This is a genomic window from Nocardioides glacieisoli (assembly GCF_004137245.1).
Classification (GTDB): domain Bacteria; phylum Actinomycetota; class Actinomycetes; order Propionibacteriales; family Nocardioidaceae; genus Nocardioides; species Nocardioides glacieisoli.
The window spans coordinates 332,842-351,647 of the sequence record NZ_SDWS01000001.1; the positions used below are offsets into that span (position 1 = coordinate 332,842).

The following is an 18,806-nucleotide window of genomic DNA, read 5'->3' on the forward strand; positions in this document are numbered from 1 at the left end:
CGCAGTAGAGTGGATGTCAGTGGCCACCACGTCTGACACCCCTGCGCCCGGACCTGTCCGGACCTGCGTGGGTTGCCGGGCCAAGGCCGCTGCGAGCGAGCTGCTGCGGGTGGTCGCAGGCTCGGACGCCGAGGGCCGACCAGCCCTGGTGCCCGATCCGGACCACCGGGCACCCGGCCGCGGGGCGCACCTGCACCCCACGACCGAGTGCTGGGAGCTCGCGGTGCGTCGCCGAGCATTTCCCCGGGCACTCCGCTCGGGCGTCCCGCTCGCCGACACATTGCTGGCCGACCACCTCAACACCGCGCTCGCCCCGTCCACACCACCTCAGCACCGACCAGAAACTGGAGCACGCAGCTCATGAGCACTCGATGAGTAACTCGCAATGAGTCTGTTCACCCACTAGCTGTTCCGTTTCCCCTCTCCTTGTGGGGTCACGGATCACAAGGAGAAGTAACGCACCGTGGCCAAGACCCGAGTCCACGAACTCGCCAAGGAGTTCGGAGTCGAGAGCAAGTTCGTTCTCGAGAAGCTCAAGGAGATGGGTGAGTTCGTCAAGTCGGCATCGTCGACCGTCGAGCCCCCCGTCGAGATGCGCTTCAAGAAGCAGTACGGCGACGAGCTGAAGGCCGCTGCGGCCTCCGCTCCCGCCGCCGACAACGCGGCCGAGGCGCCGGCTGACAAGCCCGCCGCCAAGAAGCCCGGCCCGCGCCCCGGCCCGAAGCCTGCCGCCGCAGAGCCCGAGGCCCCCGCCGAGGCCACCGTGGTCGAGGAGTCCGCTCCTGCCACCAAGCCCGGCCCCAAGCCCGGTCCCCAGGCACCCGTCGCCGAGCCCGAGGCTCCGCCGGCCGAGCCCGAGGCTCCTGCCGCACCCGCGGCGAAGGCGCCGTCCCCGGCTCCCCGCCCGGTCGGTCGCCCCGGCGCCCCGCGTCCGGGCAACAACCCGTTCGCACCCAGCCAGGGCATGGGCTCGCGTCCCGCCCCGCGCACGCCGAGCAGCGACGACAACCGTCCGCCGCGCCCGCCCGCCGGCGGCGACGCACGTCCCGGAATGCCGCGCCCCAACCCGGCGATGATGCCCAAGTCCCCGGCCGCCTTCGGCAACGGTCCCGGTGGCCGTCCCGCTCGCGGTGGCCCCGGTGGCGGTCCCGGCGGCCCCGGTCGTCCGGGTGCCCCCGGTCGCGGTGCTCCGGGTCGCGCCGGTGCTCCCGGCGGCGCGCCCGGTGGTGCGCCCGGTCGTCCCGGTGGCTTCGGCCCCTCGGGCGGCGGTCGTCCCGGCGGTGGTCGTCCCGGCCAGCGCGGCCAGACCCAGGGTGCGTTCGGTCGCGCCGGTGGTCCGTCACGTCGTGGACGGAAGTCGAAGCGTGCGCGTCGCATGGAGTTCGAGGCCATGGAGGCCCCGACGATCGGTGGCGTGCGGGTCCGCAAGGGCAACGGCGAGACCGTACGTCTCCCGCGTGGCGCCTCGCTGACCGACTTCGCCGAGCGCATCAACGTCGACGCCGCTGCCCTCGTGCAGATGCTGTTCTCGCTCGGCGAGATGGTGACCTCGACCCAGTCGGTCGGTGACGAGACGTTCGAGCTGCTCGCCGAGGAGCTCAACTACGTCGTCGTGATCGTCTCGCCCGAGGACGAGGACCGTGAGCTGCTCGAGACGTTCGACCTCGAGTTCGGCGCCGACGAGGGCGACGAGTCCGACCTGGTCATCCGTCCCCCGGTCGTCACCGTCATGGGTCACGTCGACCACGGAAAGACCAAGCTCCTCGACGCGCTGCGTGACGCCAACGTGGTCGACAAGGAGGCCGGTGGCATCACCCAGCACATCGGTGCCTACCAGGTCCACACCGAGGTCGACGGCAACGACCGTCGCATCACCCTCATCGACACCCCCGGTCACGAGGCGTTCACCGCCATGCGTGCCCGTGGTGCCCAGGCCACCGACATCGCCATCCTCGTGGTGGCGGCCGACGACGGTGTCATGCCGCAGACGGTCGAGGCGCTCAACCACGCCAAGGCCGCCGGCGTACCGATCGTGGTCGCGGTCAACAAGATCGACAAGCCGGAGGCCGACTCCACCAAGGTGCGCGGCCAGCTGACCGAGTACGGCCTGATCCCCGAGGAGTACGGCGGCGACGCGATGTTCGTCGACGTCTCGGCCAAGTCGGGGCTCAACCTCGACAAGCTGCTCGAGGCCGTCGTCCTGACTGCCGACGCGTCGCTCGACCTGCGGGCCAACCCCACGCAGGACGCCCAGGGCCTCGTGGTCGAGGCGCACCTCGACCGCGGTCGCGGTCCGGTCGCCACGGTGCTGGTCCAGCGCGGAACCCTCCGCGTCGGCGACTCGATCGTCGCCGGTCCGGCCCACGGTCGTGTCCGCGCGATGCTCGACGAGCACGGCAACGAGATCACCCAGGCAGACCCGTCGCGTCCCGCGATGGTGCTCGGCCTGAGCGCCGTCCCGGGTGCGGGCCAGAACTTCATCGTGGTCGAGGACGACCGCATGGCCCGCCAGATCGCCGAGAAGCGCGAGGCGCGCGAGCGTGCGGCCATGCAGGCCAAGCGTCGCGTCCGTCGCAGCCTCGAGGACTTCATGGCCTCCATGGAGAAGGGCGAGAGCCAGGAGCTCAACCTCATCCTCAAGGGCGACGTGTCCGGTTCGGTCGAGGCCCTCGAGGACGCGCTGTCGCAGATCGACGTCGGTGACGAGGTGTCGCTGCGCGTCATCGACCGCGGTGTCGGTGCGATCACCGAGACCAACGTCGACCTCGCCGCCGCCTCCGACGCCATCATCATCGGCTTCAACGTCCGCCCGCAGGGCAAGGCGAGCCAGATGGCCGACAAGGAAGGTGTCGAGATCCGCTACTACTCGGTCATCTACCAGGCGATCGAGGAGATCGAGGCGGCGCTCAAGGGCATGCTCAAGCCGATCTACGAGGAGTCGACCCTCGGCCAGGCGGAGATCCGCGAGATCTTCCGTTCGTCCAAGGCCGGCAACATCGCGGGCTGCATGGTCACGTCGGGTCTCATCCGCCGCAACGCCAAGGTGCGCATCCTGCGCGACGGCGCCGTGGTGGCGGACAACCTCGACCTGGCCTCGCTCCGCCGCGAGAAGGACGACGCCTCCGAGGTCCGCGAGGGCTTCGAGTGCGGTCTGGTGCTCAAGAACTACCAGAACATCGAGATCGGCGACATCGTCGAGTCCTTCGAGATGCGCGAGATCGCGCGCGCCTGACGCACCACCCCCGAACGGACTCCGCTCGTGTTCGGTGATCCCCGGTCAGCCGGGGATCACTGAACAGGTCGGCCCGTGCAAAGCCTGACAACTTCAGCGATCCCCGGTCAGCCGGGGATCGCTGAAGACGCTTCTGAGAGAGTGATGACCATGGCAAACCCCCGCGTCCGCAAGATCGCCGACCGCATCCAGGTGATCGTCGCCGAGATGCTCGAGCGCCGGATCAAGGACCCGCGGCTCGGGTTCGTCACCGTGACCGACGTACGCGTCACGGGCGACTCGCAGCAGGCGTCGATCTTCTACACGGTGCTCGGCACCGAGGACGAGCTCGCCAGCACGGCCGCGGCGCTCGAGTCGGCCAAGGGCGTCATCCGCTCCGAGGTCGCCAAGCAGCTCGGCATGCGCATCGTGCCGTCGCTGACCTTCATCCCCGACGCGCTCCCCGAGAACGCCCGCGCCCTCGACGAGGTGCTCGAGCGCGCCCGCAGGCAGGACGAGGAGGTCGCCGCGCGCCGCGTGGAGGCCTACGCCGGCGAGGCCGACCCCTACAAGAAGCCGCGCGTGATCGAGGACGACGACGAGGACGCCCTCGACGACGGCTCCGATCTGTCCTTCGGGGACGGGCTGGACGACGAGCCCGACGAGGACGACCGCGCCTGATGGTCGACGCCGGTCTGGTCGTCGTCGACAAGTCCCCGGGCATGACCTCGCACGACGTCGTGGCCCGGGTACGCCGGCTCGCCGGCACCCGCAAGGTCGGCCACGCCGGCACGCTGGACCCGATGGCCACCGGCGTGCTGGTGCTCGGCGTGGACCGCGCCACCCGGCTGCTCGGCCACCTCATGCTCACCGAGAAGTCCTACGACGCCACGATCCGGCTCGGGGTGGTCACGACCACCGACGACGCCGAGGGTGAGGTCGTCTCGACCCACGACACGAGCGGCGTCCGCGAGGACGACGTACGCACCGAGCTGGCACGGTTCGTCGGCGACATCGAGCAGGTGCCGACCGCCGTGTCTGCCATCAAGGTGGACGGACAGCGCGCGTATGCCCGCGTGCGCGCCGGCGAGCAGGTGGAGCTGAAGGCCCGTCCGGTCACGATCCACGACCTGGTGGTGCACGACGTCGCCCTTCCGGAGGTGCGGATCTCGGTGCGCTGCTCGTCGGGCACCTACATCCGGGCGATCGCCCGCGACCTCGGGGCGGCACTCGGCGTGGGCGGGCACCTCACGGCACTGCGGCGCACGGCCGTCGGCCCCTTCGACCTCTCCGTCGCCCGCACGCTCGACGAGCTCGCGGACCACTTCGCCGTGCTGCCGATCGCCGACGCCGCGCGGTCGACCTTCCCCGTCGTGGACCTCACCGACGAGCAGGCCGCACACGTGCGCTTCGGCCGCGCCCTCGACCTGACGGTCCCTGCGGACGGACCGCACGCGGTGTTCGCGCCGGACGGTGAGTTCCTGGCGCTCTACGAGCAGAGTGGCACCCGCGCGAGGCCGGTGGCCGTCTTCGTCCAATGACCGTCCAACGATCGACCCTCCATGGGGGTGGGTCCGGCGGTCTGGTCCACGTCAAATTGGGCTGGCGGGCGCCACGGTGCCAGGAGGATGTTGGACAGCGGGACGGGGGGGCCGCACGGGGCGGCTGGGTCCCGAGGAGGTAGTTCCGTGTTCGTACGCCGCATCTCAGCTCTCGCCGGCGGCTTGGTCCTGCTGGCAGGCTCACTCACTGGAGGGGCTGCCCATGCCGCCCTCGACTCGCAGGCCGGGTACGTCCCGGTCAGCATCACCGCCGCCCACAACGTCGTCATGCCGACGACGATCCAGCCGGGGGTCAACACCTTCCGGGTGACGACCGAGGCCAAGAGCTCGGGCTTCCAGCTCGTGCAGCTGGCGGCCGGCTACACCCTCGACCAAGCCATCGACGACATCGAGAACGGGCTCGAGAAGGGCAAGATGGGGGCCTTCAAGCGGTTCGAGGCCAACACCACGCTGCTCGGCGGCGTCAACATCGTGTCCGGCAAGATCGGCAAGGTCGCCGTCGACCTGGAGCCGGGCACCTACTACGCGACCGACATCGAGCGGAACAGGCCGTCGGCGTTCACCGCCTTCACGGTCGCCGGCGCTGACACCGGCGCGACGATGCCGGAGGGCTCGACCATCCGCGCGGTCAAGAACGCCAGCTGGGCGAAGAACCCGAAGTCGATCGCTCGCCGGGGGATGCTGACGTTCGAGAACTTCTCCTCGGCGAACCACTTCGTCGGTCTCGTCAAGCTCAACCGGGGCAAGACCGTCGGGGACTTCGGTGAGTGGCTGAAGAACGAGTCCGGGCCGCCGCCGGTCAACTTCGGCAAGTCGTTCGACAGCAACGTCGTCGGCCCCGGTCAGACGGTGGCGATGAACTACAGCCTGCCGCGCGGCAACTACGTCCTGGTCTGCTTCTGGCCCGACGCGAACATGGGCGGCATGCCGCACGCGTTCATGGGCATGTATCGCGGCATCAAGGTGCAGTAGCACCACTCGAGTGGGGGACCGGCGGCGCGGGGCGCGAGCCCCGCGCCGCTAGGCTTCCCGGGTGCAGATCTGGCGTGGAGTCGACGACGTGCCGGCCGACCTCGGCCGCACCGTCGTGAGCATCGGGAACTTCGACGGCGTGCACCTCGGACACGCCCACGTCCTCCGTGAGGCGCGCGCGACCGCGGCCCGGCTCGGCATCGCGACCGTCGTCGCGGTGACCTTCGACCCGCACCCCATGGCCGTCCTGCGGCCCGAGCACGCCCCACCGACGCTGTCCTCGATCGAGACCCGGGCCCGGCTGCTCGAGTCGGCCGGGGTGGACGCGATCCTCGTGCTGGCCTTCGACCGCCAGATCGCCAGCTGGTCGCCGGCGGAGTTCATCGACCGGATCCTGGTCGAGACGCTGCACGCGGGTGCGGTGGTCGTCGGCTCCAACTTCCGCTTCGGGGCCAAGGCCGCGGGCGAGGTGGCCACCCTCGTGGAGGCCGGTGCGACCCGCGACTTCGACACGGTCGGCGTACCCCTCGACGGCGGACCGCAGGTCTGGAGCTCGACCTATGTCCGCCAGTGCCTGGCCACCGGCGACGTCGCCGGTGCGGCCGAGGCGCTCGGCAGGGCGTTCACGGTCCGCGGCACCGTCGTCGAGGGAGACAAGCGCGGTCGTGAGCTCGGCTTCCCCACCGCCAACGTCCCGATCCCGCCGGTCGACGCAGCGCCGGTGGACGGCGTGTACGCCGGCTGGCTGACCCGGCTCGACACGGGGGAGCGCTACCCCGCAGCGATCTCCGTCGGCACCAACCCGACGTTCGACGGCGAGCGCGAGCGTCGCGTCGAGTCCTACGTCCTCGACCGTGACGACCTCGAGCTCTACGGCGTCGAGGTGGTGGTCGAGTTCGTGGACCGGCTGCGCGGCCAGGTGAAGTTCGAGGGCGTGCCGGCGCTGATCGAGACCATGCACGACGACGTACGACGCGCGCGCGAGATCCTCGCGTGACCACCGGGCACACGCCGGTCGAGGAGTGGTTCCTGGCCCACGGGCTGCCCTACTTCGTGGCCGAGGAGCGGGCGGCCGCGCGCGCCGGCCTGCGTCCCCGCCGGCTGGTGCCGGTCCTGGTGCTGCTCGTGGTGGTCGCCGTCGCTGCCGGCGGCCTGCTGGGCTGGGCCTCCGACACCTACTCGGCCGGGCCGGGCGTCTGGATCACGGTCATGTTCCTCGGGCTGCTCTGGTACGCCGCGACCGCGCTGCACGCGAGGCCCATCCTCGGGTTCGCGCTGTCGCGCACGCTGGGCAGCCTGCGCTACCTGGTGCCGATGGCCTCACGCGCACTGCCGCTCCTGCTGGTCTTCGTCACGTTCCTCTTCGTCAACGCCGAGGCGTGGGAGATGACGAGCAACCTGCCGTTCGGGGTGCTCTGGTTCACCGTGCTGCTGATGTTCGGCCTGGCCGTGCTCTTCCTGATGACGCGACTGCCGGAGGAGGTGGACCGGGTCGACGACGAGGTCGACGGCGACTTCCTCGTGCGCGCCTGCGCCGACACTCCGCTCGAGGAGGCCAGCCGACGGGTCGCTGCGGACCCGTCGATCGACCCCCAGGAGCACGCCCAGGTGGAGGGCTTCGAGCGCTGGAACCTGATCCTCGTGCTGCTGGTCATCCAGGCCGTGCAGGTGCTGCTCCTGTCGTTGACCGTGTTCGCCTTCTTCATGCTCTTCGGGTCGCTGGTGATGGAGACCGCGACCCAGGAGTCCTGGACCGGGCGGGACAACGTCGGCAACGCACCCTTCCTGCCCCACGTCTCGGTCTCGCTGATGAAGGTCTCGCTCTTCCTCGCGTCCTTCAGCGGGTTCTACTTCACGGTGTCGGCGGTCACCGACGACACCTACCGCCGCCAGTTCTTCTCCGTCGTCGAGCGGCAGCTCGAGCGGGCGGTCGGGATGCGCGCGGTCTACCTCGCGACGCGCGAGCGCGACTGACCGCTCGTCGAGCGGTGGTCCACCCACGTTGGACGGCCTCGGAGTGTGGCTCCGCCACCGCTCGCGGGCGCGTCGAGCCGGGACACGCCGATGGGCGGTGGCCCAGCCACAGTTCCGGCGTACGGAACGTGGCTGGACCACCGCCCATCAGGACGGACCGGTCAGGCGTCGAGGTCCTGCTCGACGAGAGCGGCGATCGTGTCGACGGCGGCCTGGTCGTCGCCGGCCACCTCCACGGTGTCACCGTTGCCGGCGCCGAGGGTCATGATCATCAGCGACGAGCTGGCGTCGACTCCGTTGATGGTGACGTCGGAGCCGAGCTCGCCGGCCTTCTCGGCGATGATCGCGGCGGGACGGGCGTGCAGGCCGACGGCGGAGCCGACGACGACGGACTTGCTGGGCATGGTTCTCCTTGGAGGGTTGGTCGTACGTTGTCGGTCGGGTTGGTGGTCAGACGGTGGCGACGTCGGCGTCGGAGCGGCCCATCGTCTTGAGCACCACGACGAGCGCGGCGCTCAGCAAGACTCCGGCCAGGAGAGCGACGAAAAAGCCCGCGACGCCGTCGACGGCGAAGATGACGAAGATCCCGCCGTGCGGGGCGCGGAGGCTGACGTCGAGGCCCATCGACAGGGCGCCCGTGAGCGCGCTGCCGGCCATGATGGGCGGGATGACGCGCAGCGGGTCGGCCGCTGCGAACGGGATGGCGCCCTCGGTGATGAACGACGCCCCCATGGCCCAGGCGGCCTTGCCGTTCTCGCGCTCGGGGACCGTGAACAGCTTCGGTCGTACGACCGTGGCCAGGGCCAGCGCCAGCGGCGGGACCATGCCGGCGAGCATGACGGCTGCCATCACGCGGAGCTCGGGGGCGTCCGTCGCGGTCGCGGCGGCGCCGAGCCCGGTGGTGGCGAAGGCGTACGCCGTCTTGTTGAGCGGGCCGCCCATGTCGAAGGCCATCATCAGGCCGAGGATGACGCCGAGGATGACCGCCGACCCGCCCTGCAGGCTGTTGAGGCCGTCGGACAGCGCCTCCATCAGGCCGGCGAGCGGCTTGCCGAGGACCACCACCATGACGAAGCCGCTGATCAGCGTCGCCAGCAGCGGGATCACCAGCACGGGCATCAGGCCTCGCATCCAGGGGGGCACCTTCCAGCGGGTGATCCACAGCGCCACGATGCCGGCGAGGACGCCGCCGACGATGCCACCGAGGAAGCCGGAGTTGATGCTGCCGGCGATGGCGCCCATGACGAAGCCCGGCGCGATGCCGGGGCGGTCGGCGATGGCGTACGCGATGTAGCCGGCCAGGGCGGGCACCAGGAACCCGAAGGCCGCGGCGCCGAGGGTGAAGAGCAGCGCACCGAGGTAGGCGAAGAACGCGCTCCCGAAAAGCGCGTGGTCGAGGCCGAGCTCGTTGACGTCGGGAAGGTTGAAGAACGTGTTGTCGACCGCGATCGTCTGGCCGTCGTTGACGATCTCGTAGCCTCCGAAGAGGAAGCCGAGGGCGATCAGCAGGCCGCCGGCGGCGACGAACGGGATCATGTAGGAGACGCCGGTCATCAGGACCCGGCGGGCCGTGGCACCGAAGGACTGCTTGTCGCCCGTGGACTGCGACGCCTCGCTGGCCGTCCCCTCCACGCGCGGGGCGCTCGACGGATCCGCGGCGTAGCGCAGCGCCTCGGCGATCATCGCGTCGGCGTCGTCGATGGGTCGCTTCACGCCCGAGCTCACCATCGGCTTGCCCGCGAAGCGGGAACGGTCGCGCACCCCCACGTCGACCGCGAAGATCACCGCTCCGGCGGCAGCGATCGTGGCCGGGGCGAGGGGAGTGGAGCCGGCGGAGCCCTGGGTCTCGACCTGGAGGTCGACCCCCGCGCGCTCGGCGGCGGCCTCGAGGGCCTCGGCGGCCATGTAGGTGTGCGCGATCCCGGTCGGGCAGGCGGTGACGGCGACCAGCGAGGGCTTCGCGCCGGAGGGCGCACCACCAGCAGCCGGCGCGGCGGCGGTCGCGGGGACCTCACCGCCCGTGGGCGTCGCGGCACCGGACGGGGCGCCGGAGGCCGGGACCGGCTTGGCGGGCGCGGCCTCGCCGATCTCGTGGGTGATCAGGTCGACGACCTCGTCGGCCGACTCCGCGGAGCGGAGCGCGTCGGTGAAGGCGGGCTTGACCAGCGCGCGGGCGAGCTTGGTCAGGATCGTCAGGTGGTCGGCGTCGCCGCCGGCGGGAGCGGCGATCAGGAAGGCGATGTCGGCCGGGCCGTCCTTGGCGCCGAAGTCGACCGGCGGGTCGAGCCGGGCGAAGGCGAGGGTCGGCGTCTCGACGCCCGCCGTGCGGCAGTGGGGGATGGCGATGCCGCCCGGGAGCCCGGTCGAGGAGGTGGACTCGCGTGCGAACGCGTCCTCGACGAGCTGGTCCCGGTCGGTGGCGCGCCCGGCGTCGTCGACGACACCCGCGAGCGCGCGGATGACGTCGTGCTTGTCCTGGCCCCAGGCTGCGCCGAGGCGCACCAGGTCCGTGGTGATGAGGTCGGTCATGAGGTGTCTCCGAGTGCGGTGACGCCGACCAGCTCCGTGCGGAGCTGTGAGGGCTGGGGGATGGTGGTGCCGGGCAGACCTGCGGCGGCGCTGCCGTAGGCAACAGCCAACGCCAGGCGGTCGGGGGCCGCAAGACCCCTGATGTCGCCGAGCAGGTAGCCGAAGAGGGAGGAGTCACCAGCGCCGACGGTGCTGACGACGGTGGTGGGGGGCGGCGTGGCGTGCCAGGCGCCCTCGGGGGTGACCAGGACGGCGCCGTTGCCGCCGAGGGTGGCGAGCACGGCACCGACTCCGCCGTCGATGAGCTGGCGGGCCGCGACGGCGGTGGCGGCCGGGTCGGACTCCAGCTCGTCGGGGTCGCCGCCGGTGAAGGAGGCCAGCTCCTCGCCGTTGGGCTTCATCAGGTCGGGAGCCGACGTGGGCAGGCCGTCGACGAGCGCCTGGAGCGGGGCCTCGCTGGTGTCGACGGCCACCCGGCCGCCCACCTCACGCAGGCGGCGTACGAGCTCGGCGTAGAACTCCGGGGGAGCGCCCGCGGGCAGGGAGCCGGCCAGGACGGTCCACGCCGCACTGGACGCGCGGACGAGCACGGCCTGGGCCATCAGCTCGAGGTGGAGCGGGAGCACCTCGGCGCCGGGGGAGTTGAGCTTGGTCGTCGTGCCGTCCGGCTCGGTGATCGTGAGGTTGACCCGCACGTTGCCCGCGGGTCGCACGGGCCGGCAGTCGATGCCCGCGGTCAGCAGCTCGAGGACGAACGGGTCGTCCTTCGCGGCAGGTACGACGGCGATGCTGGGGATGTCGGCGCTGATGGCCGCGCGCGAGATGTTCACCCCCTTGCCACCGCCCTGCGAGGTCACCGACGCGACGCGGTGGACCTGCCCGCGGGTCAGCTCGCCGTCGAGCGCGACCGTGCGGTCGATGCTCGGGTTGGGCGTCAGGGTCAGGATCATGCGACCACCACCTCGATTCCGGCTTGTTCCAGGGCGCGGCGGTCCTGGGGATCGATGCCTCTGTCGGTCACGAGCACGTCGACGCTGTCGAGGGTGGCGAACCGCACCGCGTTCTCGACGCCGAGCTTGGTGGAGTCGGCGAGCACCACCGTGCGCCGCGCACAGGCGATGATCGCGCGCTTGCTGGCGGCCTCGTCGCTGTCGGGAGTGGTCAAGCCGTGGCCGACCGTGAGGCCGTTGGTCGCCACGAAGGCGACATCGGCCCGCAGGTCGGCGAGCGCGGCGACGGTCTCGGCCCCGACCGCGGCGTGCGTCGTGGGGCGGACCCGGCCGGGAAGGAGGTGCAGCTGGATCTGGGGCAGTCCGGCGAGACGGGTAGCGACCGGGACTGCGTGGGTGATGACGGTGAGCCGGTGGTCGCGGGGGAGCGCGGCGGCGAACCGCGCGGTGGTGCTGCCGGCGTCGATCACGACGACCGAGTCGGGCGGCGGGAGGAGCGCGACCGCCGCGTTGGCGATGGCCTCCTTGGCCTGCGTGTTGGACTGGTCGCGCTCGACGATCCCTGATTCGATGACCTTCAGGGACCCGGCGGGCACGGCGCCGCCATGGACCCGACGCACCACACCCATCCGGTCGAGGGTGGAGAGATCGCGGCGCACCGTCTCGGTCGTGACCTCGAACTCCTCGGCGAGCTGGACCACCGACAACCGACCGCGACGACTGATCAGCTGGGCCATCGCCTGCTGACGCTCTTCGGCGTACATGGTCCTCCTCCCGGCAGTGTGCGGATCTGCGTATGTGTTGTTTTAGTCCCGAATGTGTTGCCTGTCAACCTTGCCTTGTTCTACGGTGTGTCCATGACCACACCCACTGGCAGCCTGAGCGGGACCCCGGTCGTGCCGGGCGTCGCAGCAGGCCCCGTCCTCCACGTCCGCGGCGAGGTCTCGCCCGACGCGATCGCACGTTTCGGCGACGGCGACTTCGCTGACGCCGACGCAGCCCTGGCGGCGTACGACGACGCGGCGGGCGCGGTGGCCGACACGTTCACCAGCAAGGCGGCCTCGGCCCAGGGCGCAGCGGCCGAGGTGCTCACCGCCAGTGCCGGGCTCGCCCGTGACAAGGGCCTGCGCGGCGCGGTGAACAAGAACCTGCAGGCCGGGCAGGGTCCCGTCGCGGCCGTCCAGGGGGCGGTCGACCAGTTCGTCACGATCTTCACCACCATGGGCGGCCTGATGGCCGAGCGCGTCACCGACCTGCGCGACATCGAGCGCCGCGTCGTCGCGCACCTCGTGGGCGAGCCGGCTCCCGGCGTCCCGACGCCGAGCGAGCCGTCGATCCTGGTGGCCGAGGACCTCGCGCCGAGCGACACCTCCGGCCTCGACCCGGCCCTGGTGACCGCGCTGGTCACCGAGCGCGGTGGCGCGACCAGCCACACCGCGATCATCGCCCGCCAGCTCGGCATCCCGTGCGTCGTCGGCGCCGCCGGGATCATGGAGCTCGCGTCCGGCACCTTCGTCGTCGTCGACGGCGAGACCGGCACCATCGAGCTGGGTGCCGACCCCGACGAGGCCCGCTCGCGCGTCGAGGAGAGCCGACGCCTGCGTGAGGAGCTCGCGAGCTGGACGGGCCCGGCCGCCACGCTCGACGGCCTGCCGCTCAAGCTGCTCGCCAACGTCGCGGACGGCTCGTCCGCCGAGTCCGCGGGCGTCGAGCCCGTGCAGGGGGTCGGTCTGTTCCGCACCGAGCTCTGCTTCCTCGACCAGAAGAACGAGCCGACGGTCGAGGAGCAGGCCGACATCTACAGCGCCGTGCTCGCGCCGTACGCCGACGGGCGCTACGTCGTCGTCCGCACGCTCGACGCCGGCTCCGACAAGCCGATCGCGTTCGCCACGCACGAGGGCGAGGAGAATCCCGCACTCGGCGTGCGCGGCCTGCGACTGAGCTTCGACAACCCGGGCCTGATGGACCGTCAGCTCGACGGCATCGCCGCGGCTGCGAAGAGCACCGGCACCGAGACGTGGGTGATGGCGCCGATGGTGGCCACCGTCGCCGAGGCCACCGACTTCGCCGAGAAGGTCCGCGCCCGCGGCCTCAAGCCGGGCGTCATGGTGGAGATCCCGAGCGCCGCTCTGCTCGCGCACCGGATGCTCGAGGTGGTCGACTTCCTCTCGATCGGCACCAACGACCTCACCCAGTACACGATGGCCGCCGACCGGATGGCGACCGACCTCGCCCACCTCACCGACCCCTGGCAGCCCGCCGTGCTCCAGCTGATCGCGATCACCGCCCACGCGGGCAAGGAGGCGGGCAAGCCCGTCGGGGTCTGCGGCGAGGCCGCCGCCGACCCCCTGCTCGCGACGGCGCTCATCGGGATGGGGATCTCGTCGCTCTCGATGGCCGCGCGCGCCGTACGCCCTGTCGGCGCCCAGCTCAGCCGCGTGTCGCTGGAGACGTGCGAGGCGGCCGCCGAGGCCGCCCTCGGCGCTCCCGACCCGATGGCCGCACGCGCCGCCGTGCGCGAGGTGCTGGGGCACTGAGCCCCGCGCCACCACATCCGTCCAACTTCACATCGGAGGAACCATGACATCAGCGTACGACCGCTACCGCGCGGCGGATTCCGAGCTTCCCGAGGGCGCCTGGACCTGGTACCTGCACGGCGCCGGCGAGGACAACATGGGGAAGGACGGCGCTCCCGAGCTGACCCCCGTCCCCAGCCCGGACGCCGACCACATGCTGGTGCGCATCGACAGCGTGGGCCTCTGCTTCTCCGACGTGAAGATCATGCGCCAGGGCGGCAGCCACCCGAAGCTCTACGACCGCGATCTGTCGAAGGAGCCCACCCGGCTCGGGCACGAGGTGAGCCTCACCGTCATCGAGGTCGGCGACAACCTCAAGGACCGCTACAGCGCCGGCCAGCGGCTGGCCGTGCAGCCCGACATCTACCAGGACGGCCGGAGCACCGCCTACGGCTACACCATCCCCGGCGGCCTGATCCAGTACCACCTCATGGGCGCCGAGATGCTCGAGACCGACGACGGCGCCTGCCTGCTGCCGCTGCCCGACTCGATGGGGTACGCCGAGGGCTCCACGCTGGAGCCGTGGGGCTGCGTGATGGCTGCCTACACCCAGCGCCGCCGTCTCGAGCCCAAGCCGGGCGGGACCATGTGGATCGTCGGGCGGCCCGGCGACGAGCGGGAGTACGCCTTCTCCTCCGGGCTGGATGCCCCGGCCACCATCGTGCTGACCGACGTGCCCGCCTCCGTGGTGTCGCTCGTGGACGGCGCCTCGGCCACCGTGGTCGTGCGCGACGGCATCGGCACCGACGACTACCAGGCGCTGGTGGACGAGCTGACCGATGGCGCCGGCTTCGACGACATCGTCATGCTCGACCCGCGGTCCGCGGCGACGGCGGGTGCTGTGGCCACCCACATCGCCCGGCGAGGCACCCTCAACATGGTGGGGGAGACCGCACTGGACGGCCTGGTGGACACCGACGTGGGCCGCCTGCACTACGACTACACCGCCTACCTCGGTGGTCGGGGCCCCGACATTGCCGCCTCCTACGGAGAGGCGCGCAACCGATGCGACCTCCGCTCGCGCGGCACCACGGTCTTCGTCGGCGCCGGTGGACCCATGGGGCTGATGCACGTCCAGCGGGCCATCCAGCAGGCCGACGGCCCCAGGACGATCGTCGCCACCGAGGTGAGCGACGAGCGCCTGAAGAGCCTCGAGGACCGACTGGCCCACCTCGCGCAGGCCAACGACTGCGAGCTGCTGACCTTCAACTCCCAGACCTCGGAGCAGTCCCTCCAAGACTTCGTCATGGGGATCACCGACGGCAAGGGGGCCGACGACGTGGTCGTCAGCGTCCCGATCGCCGAGGTGATGGCCGAGGCCGACACCCTGATGAACGCCGACGGCATGCTCGTCTTCTTCGCCGGCGTCCCCAACGGCACGCTGGCGCCGCTCAACCTCAGCGCGGTGTACCTGGCCAACGCCCAGTACACCGGGACGTCGGGCCTGACCATCCACGACCAGCAGCAGGTCGTGGACCTCGCGATCCAGGGCGAGCTGTCCCCGGGCTCCATCGTGGGCGCGGTCGGCGGCATGCTCGCGGCCAAGGACGGCCTCCAGGCCCTCGTCGACGGCACCTACTCGGGCAAGGTCCTGATCTTCCCCCAGATCCACGACCTCCCGCTCATGGGCCTCGACGAGCTCAAGGACACGCTCCCGGACGTCGCGGCGCTGCTCGGGCCCGGAGACACGTGGAACGACGAGGCGGAGAAGGCCTTCTTCGACGCTCAGTTGAGCAAGCAGCAGCCGGCCCACGGGTAAAACCACAGAGTCGGGCACGAATTCATGCCCGGATGCTTGGCAACAGCCCCGTTCGCGTGGTTTGATCCCCTCATCATGTGATGGGGGTCACCCCACGTTCAACTGGAGGACATCAGCATGGCGACCACAGTCTCCAACCCCTCTGCCGGCTCGGGGGCACGCGTCCGCGTGCAGAAGTTCGGCACGTTTCTCTCCAACATGGTCCTGCCCAACATCGCCGCGTTCATCGCGTGGGGCCTGATCACCGCGCTGTTCATCGAGAACGGATGGCTCAACCTGGGCGGTGGCGACAACGCCTGGCTCAGCCCCGACAGCTGGGTCGCCGAGTTCGGCGGCTGGGGCAACTCCGAGAGCGGCGGCGTCGTGGGTGTGATGATCACCTACTTGCTGCCGCTCCTCATCGGCTACACCGGTGGCCGGATGACCTACGACAACAGCATCCGCGGCGGCGTCGTCGGCGCCATCGCCACCATGGGCGCCATCGCGGCTGCCGGCGTCCCGATGTTCCTGGGCGCGATGGTCATGGGCCCGCTCGGCGGCTGGTCGATGAAGAAGCTCGACGCGATGTGGTCGCACAAGATCCGGCCCGGCTTCGAGATGCTGGTCAACAACTACTCAGCCGGCATCTGGGGCATGTTCCTGGCCATCGTCGGCTTCGTGGTGGCGGGTCCGTTCGTGGAGTGGTTCAGCGCTCGGGCGGGCGAGGTGATCGACTTCCTCGTCGAGAACTCCCTCCTCCCGCTGACCTCGGTGTTCATTGAGCCGGCCAAGGTCCTCTTCCTCAACAACGCGATCAACCAGGGCGTCCTGACCCCGCTCGGCCTGACCGAGGCCAGCGAGAACGGCAAGTCCATCCTGTTCCTGCTGGAGGCCAACCCGGCCGCCGGCGCAGGCCTGCTCCTGGCGTTCATGATGTTCGGCAAGGGTGCGGCGAAGGCGTCGGCTCCCGGCGCGCTGCTCATCCACTTCGTCGGCGGCATCCACGAGATCTACTTCCCCTACGTGCTGATGAAGCCCAAGCTCATTCTCGCGATGATCGCGGGAGGGATGGCGCAGATCTCGATCAACCTCCTCTTCGACTCCGGCCTGCAGGCTCCTGCAGCACCGGGCTCGATCATCGCGGTGCTGATCAACACCCCGGGAGGCAGCTTCATCGGTGTCATCCTGTCCGTCATCGGCGGTGCGGCGGCTTCCTTCACCGTCGCGGCCCTGCTGCTCAAGACCGACAAGGCGGACGACGAGGGCGACCTCGCCGGCGCCGCCGCGAGCATGGAGACGATGAAGGGCAAGAAGTCCTCGGTCACCGGCACCCTGACCGGTGCCACGGCGACGGCCACGCGCGAGATCCGCAACATCGTCTTCGCGTGTGACGCCGGGATGGGTTCCTCGGCCATGGGTGCCTCGGTGCTCCGCAAGAAGATCCAGGCCGCCGGTCACCCGGAGGTCACGGTGGTCAACAAGGCGATCTCGGACCTGAGCGACGACGTGGACCTGGTGGTCACCCACCAGGACCTCACCGATCGAGCCCGTGAGAAGACCCCGTCCGCCGTGCACGTCTCGGTCGACAACTTCATGGGCAGCCCCAGGTACGACGAGATCGTCGAGATGGTCGAGCAGAACAACTCGTCCACCTCGTAGCACGACGGCCGGTCACCCCCTGAGCCCGGCCCTCCGCGGTGCGGAGGGCCGGGTCCGGCCGTTGGGGTACACAGAAGACATGACACCTACAGCGACAGGAAGAGGCACCAGATGAGCGACGTACTGAGCCGGGAGTCCATCGTCCTCGGCGGTCAGGCCACGGACCGTGACGGGGCCATCGCCGAGGCCGGCCGCCTGCTGGTCGCGAGCGGTGCCGTCGACGAGGCGTACGTCGACGCCATGCACGAGCGCGAGACCTCGGTCTCCACCTTCATGGGCAACGGCCTGGCGATCCCGCACGGCACCAACGAGGCCAAGGCCCTGATCCGCCAGACGGCCATCTCGTTCATCCGCTACGACGAGCCGATCGACTGGAAGGGCAGCCCCGCGAAGTATGTCGTCGGCATCGCCGGCGCGGGCGACGACCACCTCACGGTGCTCCAGGCGCTCGCCGGTGCGTTCACCGACGACGACAGCATCGCCAGGCTCGACGCGGCGCAGAGGCCGGACGACGTGCTCGCCGTCCTGGGCGACGTCAGCACCTGACCCTCGACCACACAGGAGCCCCCGCCAGCTGTCCGGCGGGGGCTCCTGTGCGTGCGGGTCAGCTGATCAGCGCGTCCAGGTTCGTGTAGGCGGACGAGTCCCCGACGAGCACCTCGCTGGGCCGGCCGTCGACCGACACCGGGACGTCGCCCGCGACGGTGATCCGGCGCACCTCGCGCGGCTCCTCGCCGAAGTCCGCGACGGCGTAGTGCTGGGTGGCGCGGTTGTCCCAGATCGCCACGTCGCCCTGCTGCCAGGTCCAGCGGATCGTGTTCTCGAGCCGGGTGACCCGGTTCTGCAGCAGGTTGAAGAGGGTGCTCGACTCCCGCTGGTTGAAGCCGACGAACTCCTTCACGAAGTGCCCCAGCAGCAGCGACCGCTCGCCGGTCTCGGGGTGCACGCGGACCACGGGGTGCTTCGTCTCGTAGGAGGTCGAGCGGAACTGTGCCCGGCGCCGCACGGCGACCTCGTCGTCGTGGTCCTCGCTCTCGTCCCGGTCGGCGTAGTCGTAGGCGTTGGTGTGCACCGCCCAGAGGTTGTCGACCAGGGCCTTGAGCGCCTCGGGCAGGCGCTCGTAGGCGTCCGCCGTGTTGGCCCACACGGTGTTGCCGCCGTAGGGCGGGATCGTGACGCCCCGCAGGATGCTGAACGCCGGCACCCGGTCGACGAACGTCACGTCGGTGTGCCAGCTGTTGGCCGCCATTCCCTTGTTGGCCGTCAGGGTCCAGACCCGCTCACTCCCGGTGTTGACGGTCGGGTGCGCGGTGGTGAGGGTGCCGAGCCGCTCGGCCAACGCGATGTGCGCCTGGTCGTCGAGGTGGTCCTGGCCGCGGAAGAACACGACCTTGTGCTGCAGGATCGCGGCGCGGATCCGCGCCACGTCGGCGTCGTCGAGGTCTCCGGTGAGTCGTACGCCGTCGATACGGGCGCCGATCCGGCCACCGATCCGGTGCACCTCGAGGTCGGTGCGGGCGGGCTGCTGGTCGAGCTGGAGCGTCATGGCGTCTCCCTGTCCTGGGCTGGCTGAATGTCTAGCGTCTGACTAGACATTGAACGCGCCAGCGGGCCGCGATCCCAGGGTCGACGTGC

Annotated in this window: 16 protein-coding genes; 11 read left to right on the plus strand and 5 right to left on the minus strand. The window is 70.7% G+C overall.

What is annotated here, in order from left to right:
- The first annotated feature begins 19 nt into the window (after positions 1–19).
- The 7 genes from EUA06_RS01665 (at position 20) to EUA06_RS01695 (ending at position 7,719) form a co-directional block, all read left to right on the plus strand.
- Positions 20–364 carry a YlxR family protein gene (locus EUA06_RS01665; RefSeq protein ID WP_242497905.1) on the plus strand — a complete coding sequence of 115 codons (345 nt, stop codon included), beginning with the start codon at positions 20–22 and terminating at the stop codon, positions 362–364.
- A gap of 99 nt (positions 365–463) precedes the next feature.
- Positions 464–3,232, plus strand: coding sequence for a translation initiation factor IF-2 (gene infB, locus EUA06_RS01670; protein ID WP_129473263.1), 2,769 nt, complete (start codon positions 464–466; stop codon positions 3,230–3,232).
- Positions 3,233–3,376: 144 nt separating this feature from the next.
- Positions 3,377–3,892 (plus strand): 30S ribosome-binding factor RbfA, encoded by a 516-nt coding sequence (rbfA, locus tag EUA06_RS01675; protein WP_242497952.1) that lies wholly within the window; start codon positions 3,377–3,379, stop codon positions 3,890–3,892.
- Positions 3,892–4,752, plus strand: a complete 861-nt coding sequence (gene truB, locus EUA06_RS01680; protein WP_129473265.1) for a tRNA pseudouridine(55) synthase TruB — start codon at positions 3,892–3,894, stop codon at positions 4,750–4,752. Before rbfA ends, truB begins: the two co-directional genes overlap by 1 nt.
- Before the next feature lie 147 nt (positions 4,753–4,899).
- Complete coding sequence (locus tag EUA06_RS01685; protein ID WP_129473266.1) at positions 4,900–5,745, plus strand: hypothetical protein; 846 nt, start codon at positions 4,900–4,902, stop codon at positions 5,743–5,745.
- A 61-nt stretch (positions 5,746–5,806) separates the two neighbouring features.
- The gene (locus EUA06_RS01690; protein WP_129473267.1) at positions 5,807–6,742 is read left to right on the plus strand and encodes a bifunctional riboflavin kinase/FAD synthetase; all 936 of its coding nucleotides are present in this window, start codon (positions 5,807–5,809) and stop codon (positions 6,740–6,742) included.
- Positions 6,739–7,719 (plus strand): hypothetical protein, encoded by a 981-nt coding sequence (locus EUA06_RS01695; RefSeq protein ID WP_129473268.1) that lies wholly within the window; start codon positions 6,739–6,741, stop codon positions 7,717–7,719. The genes EUA06_RS01690 and EUA06_RS01695 overlap by 4 nt, the downstream gene beginning before the upstream one ends.
- 161 nt (positions 7,720–7,880) lie before the next feature.
- On the opposite strand, the gene EUA06_RS01700 is transcribed toward EUA06_RS01695, so the two are convergent.
- Genes EUA06_RS01700 through EUA06_RS01715 form a run of 4 tightly spaced genes read right to left on the minus strand, consistent with a single transcriptional unit; the run spans position 7,881 to position 11,962 of the window.
- Positions 7,881–8,123, minus strand: coding sequence for an HPr family phosphocarrier protein (locus EUA06_RS01700; protein WP_129425779.1), 243 nt, complete (start codon positions 8,121–8,123; stop codon positions 7,881–7,883).
- A gap of 46 nt (positions 8,124–8,169) precedes the next feature.
- Positions 8,170–10,248 carry a PTS fructose transporter subunit IIABC gene (locus EUA06_RS01705; protein WP_129473269.1) on the minus strand — a complete coding sequence of 693 codons (2,079 nt, stop codon included), beginning with the start codon at positions 10,246–10,248 and terminating at the stop codon, positions 8,170–8,172.
- The gene (locus tag EUA06_RS01710) at positions 10,245–11,198 is read right to left on the minus strand and encodes a 1-phosphofructokinase family hexose kinase (RefSeq protein WP_129473270.1); all 954 of its coding nucleotides are present in this window, start codon (positions 11,196–11,198) and stop codon (positions 10,245–10,247) included. The genes EUA06_RS01705 and EUA06_RS01710 overlap by 4 nt, the downstream gene beginning before the upstream one ends.
- The gene (locus EUA06_RS01715) at positions 11,195–11,962 is read right to left on the minus strand and encodes a DeoR/GlpR family DNA-binding transcription regulator (RefSeq protein WP_129473271.1); all 768 of its coding nucleotides are present in this window, start codon (positions 11,960–11,962) and stop codon (positions 11,195–11,197) included. The genes EUA06_RS01710 and EUA06_RS01715 overlap by 4 nt, the downstream gene beginning before the upstream one ends.
- Before the next feature lie 93 nt (positions 11,963–12,055).
- On the opposite strand from EUA06_RS01715, the gene ptsP reads away from it, so the two are divergent.
- From ptsP to EUA06_RS22275, 4 genes are all read left to right on the plus strand, one after another.
- Complete coding sequence (gene ptsP, locus EUA06_RS01720) at positions 12,056–13,735, plus strand: phosphoenolpyruvate--protein phosphotransferase (protein WP_129473272.1); 1,680 nt, start codon at positions 12,056–12,058, stop codon at positions 13,733–13,735.
- A 43-nt stretch (positions 13,736–13,778) separates the two neighbouring features.
- Positions 13,779–15,533, plus strand: coding sequence for an alcohol dehydrogenase catalytic domain-containing protein (locus EUA06_RS01725; protein ID WP_129473273.1), 1,755 nt, complete (start codon positions 13,779–13,781; stop codon positions 15,531–15,533).
- Between the two features lie 117 nt (positions 15,534–15,650).
- A complete protein-coding gene (locus EUA06_RS01730; RefSeq protein ID WP_165354217.1) occupies positions 15,651–17,171 on the plus strand; it encodes a PTS mannitol transporter subunit IIBC in 1,521 nt (506 codons plus the stop codon).
- A gap of 111 nt (positions 17,172–17,282) precedes the next feature.
- Positions 17,283–17,717 carry a PTS mannitol transporter subunit IIA gene (locus tag EUA06_RS22275; protein ID WP_165354218.1) on the plus strand — a complete coding sequence of 145 codons (435 nt, stop codon included), beginning with the start codon at positions 17,283–17,285 and terminating at the stop codon, positions 17,715–17,717.
- A gap of 58 nt (positions 17,718–17,775) precedes the next feature.
- Here the strand turns inward: EUA06_RS22275 and EUA06_RS01735 are convergent, their stop codons facing one another.
- Complete coding sequence (locus EUA06_RS01735; RefSeq protein ID WP_129473274.1) at positions 17,776–18,717, minus strand: TauD/TfdA dioxygenase family protein; 942 nt, start codon at positions 18,715–18,717, stop codon at positions 17,776–17,778.
- Between the last annotated feature and the right edge of the window lie 89 nt (positions 18,718–18,806).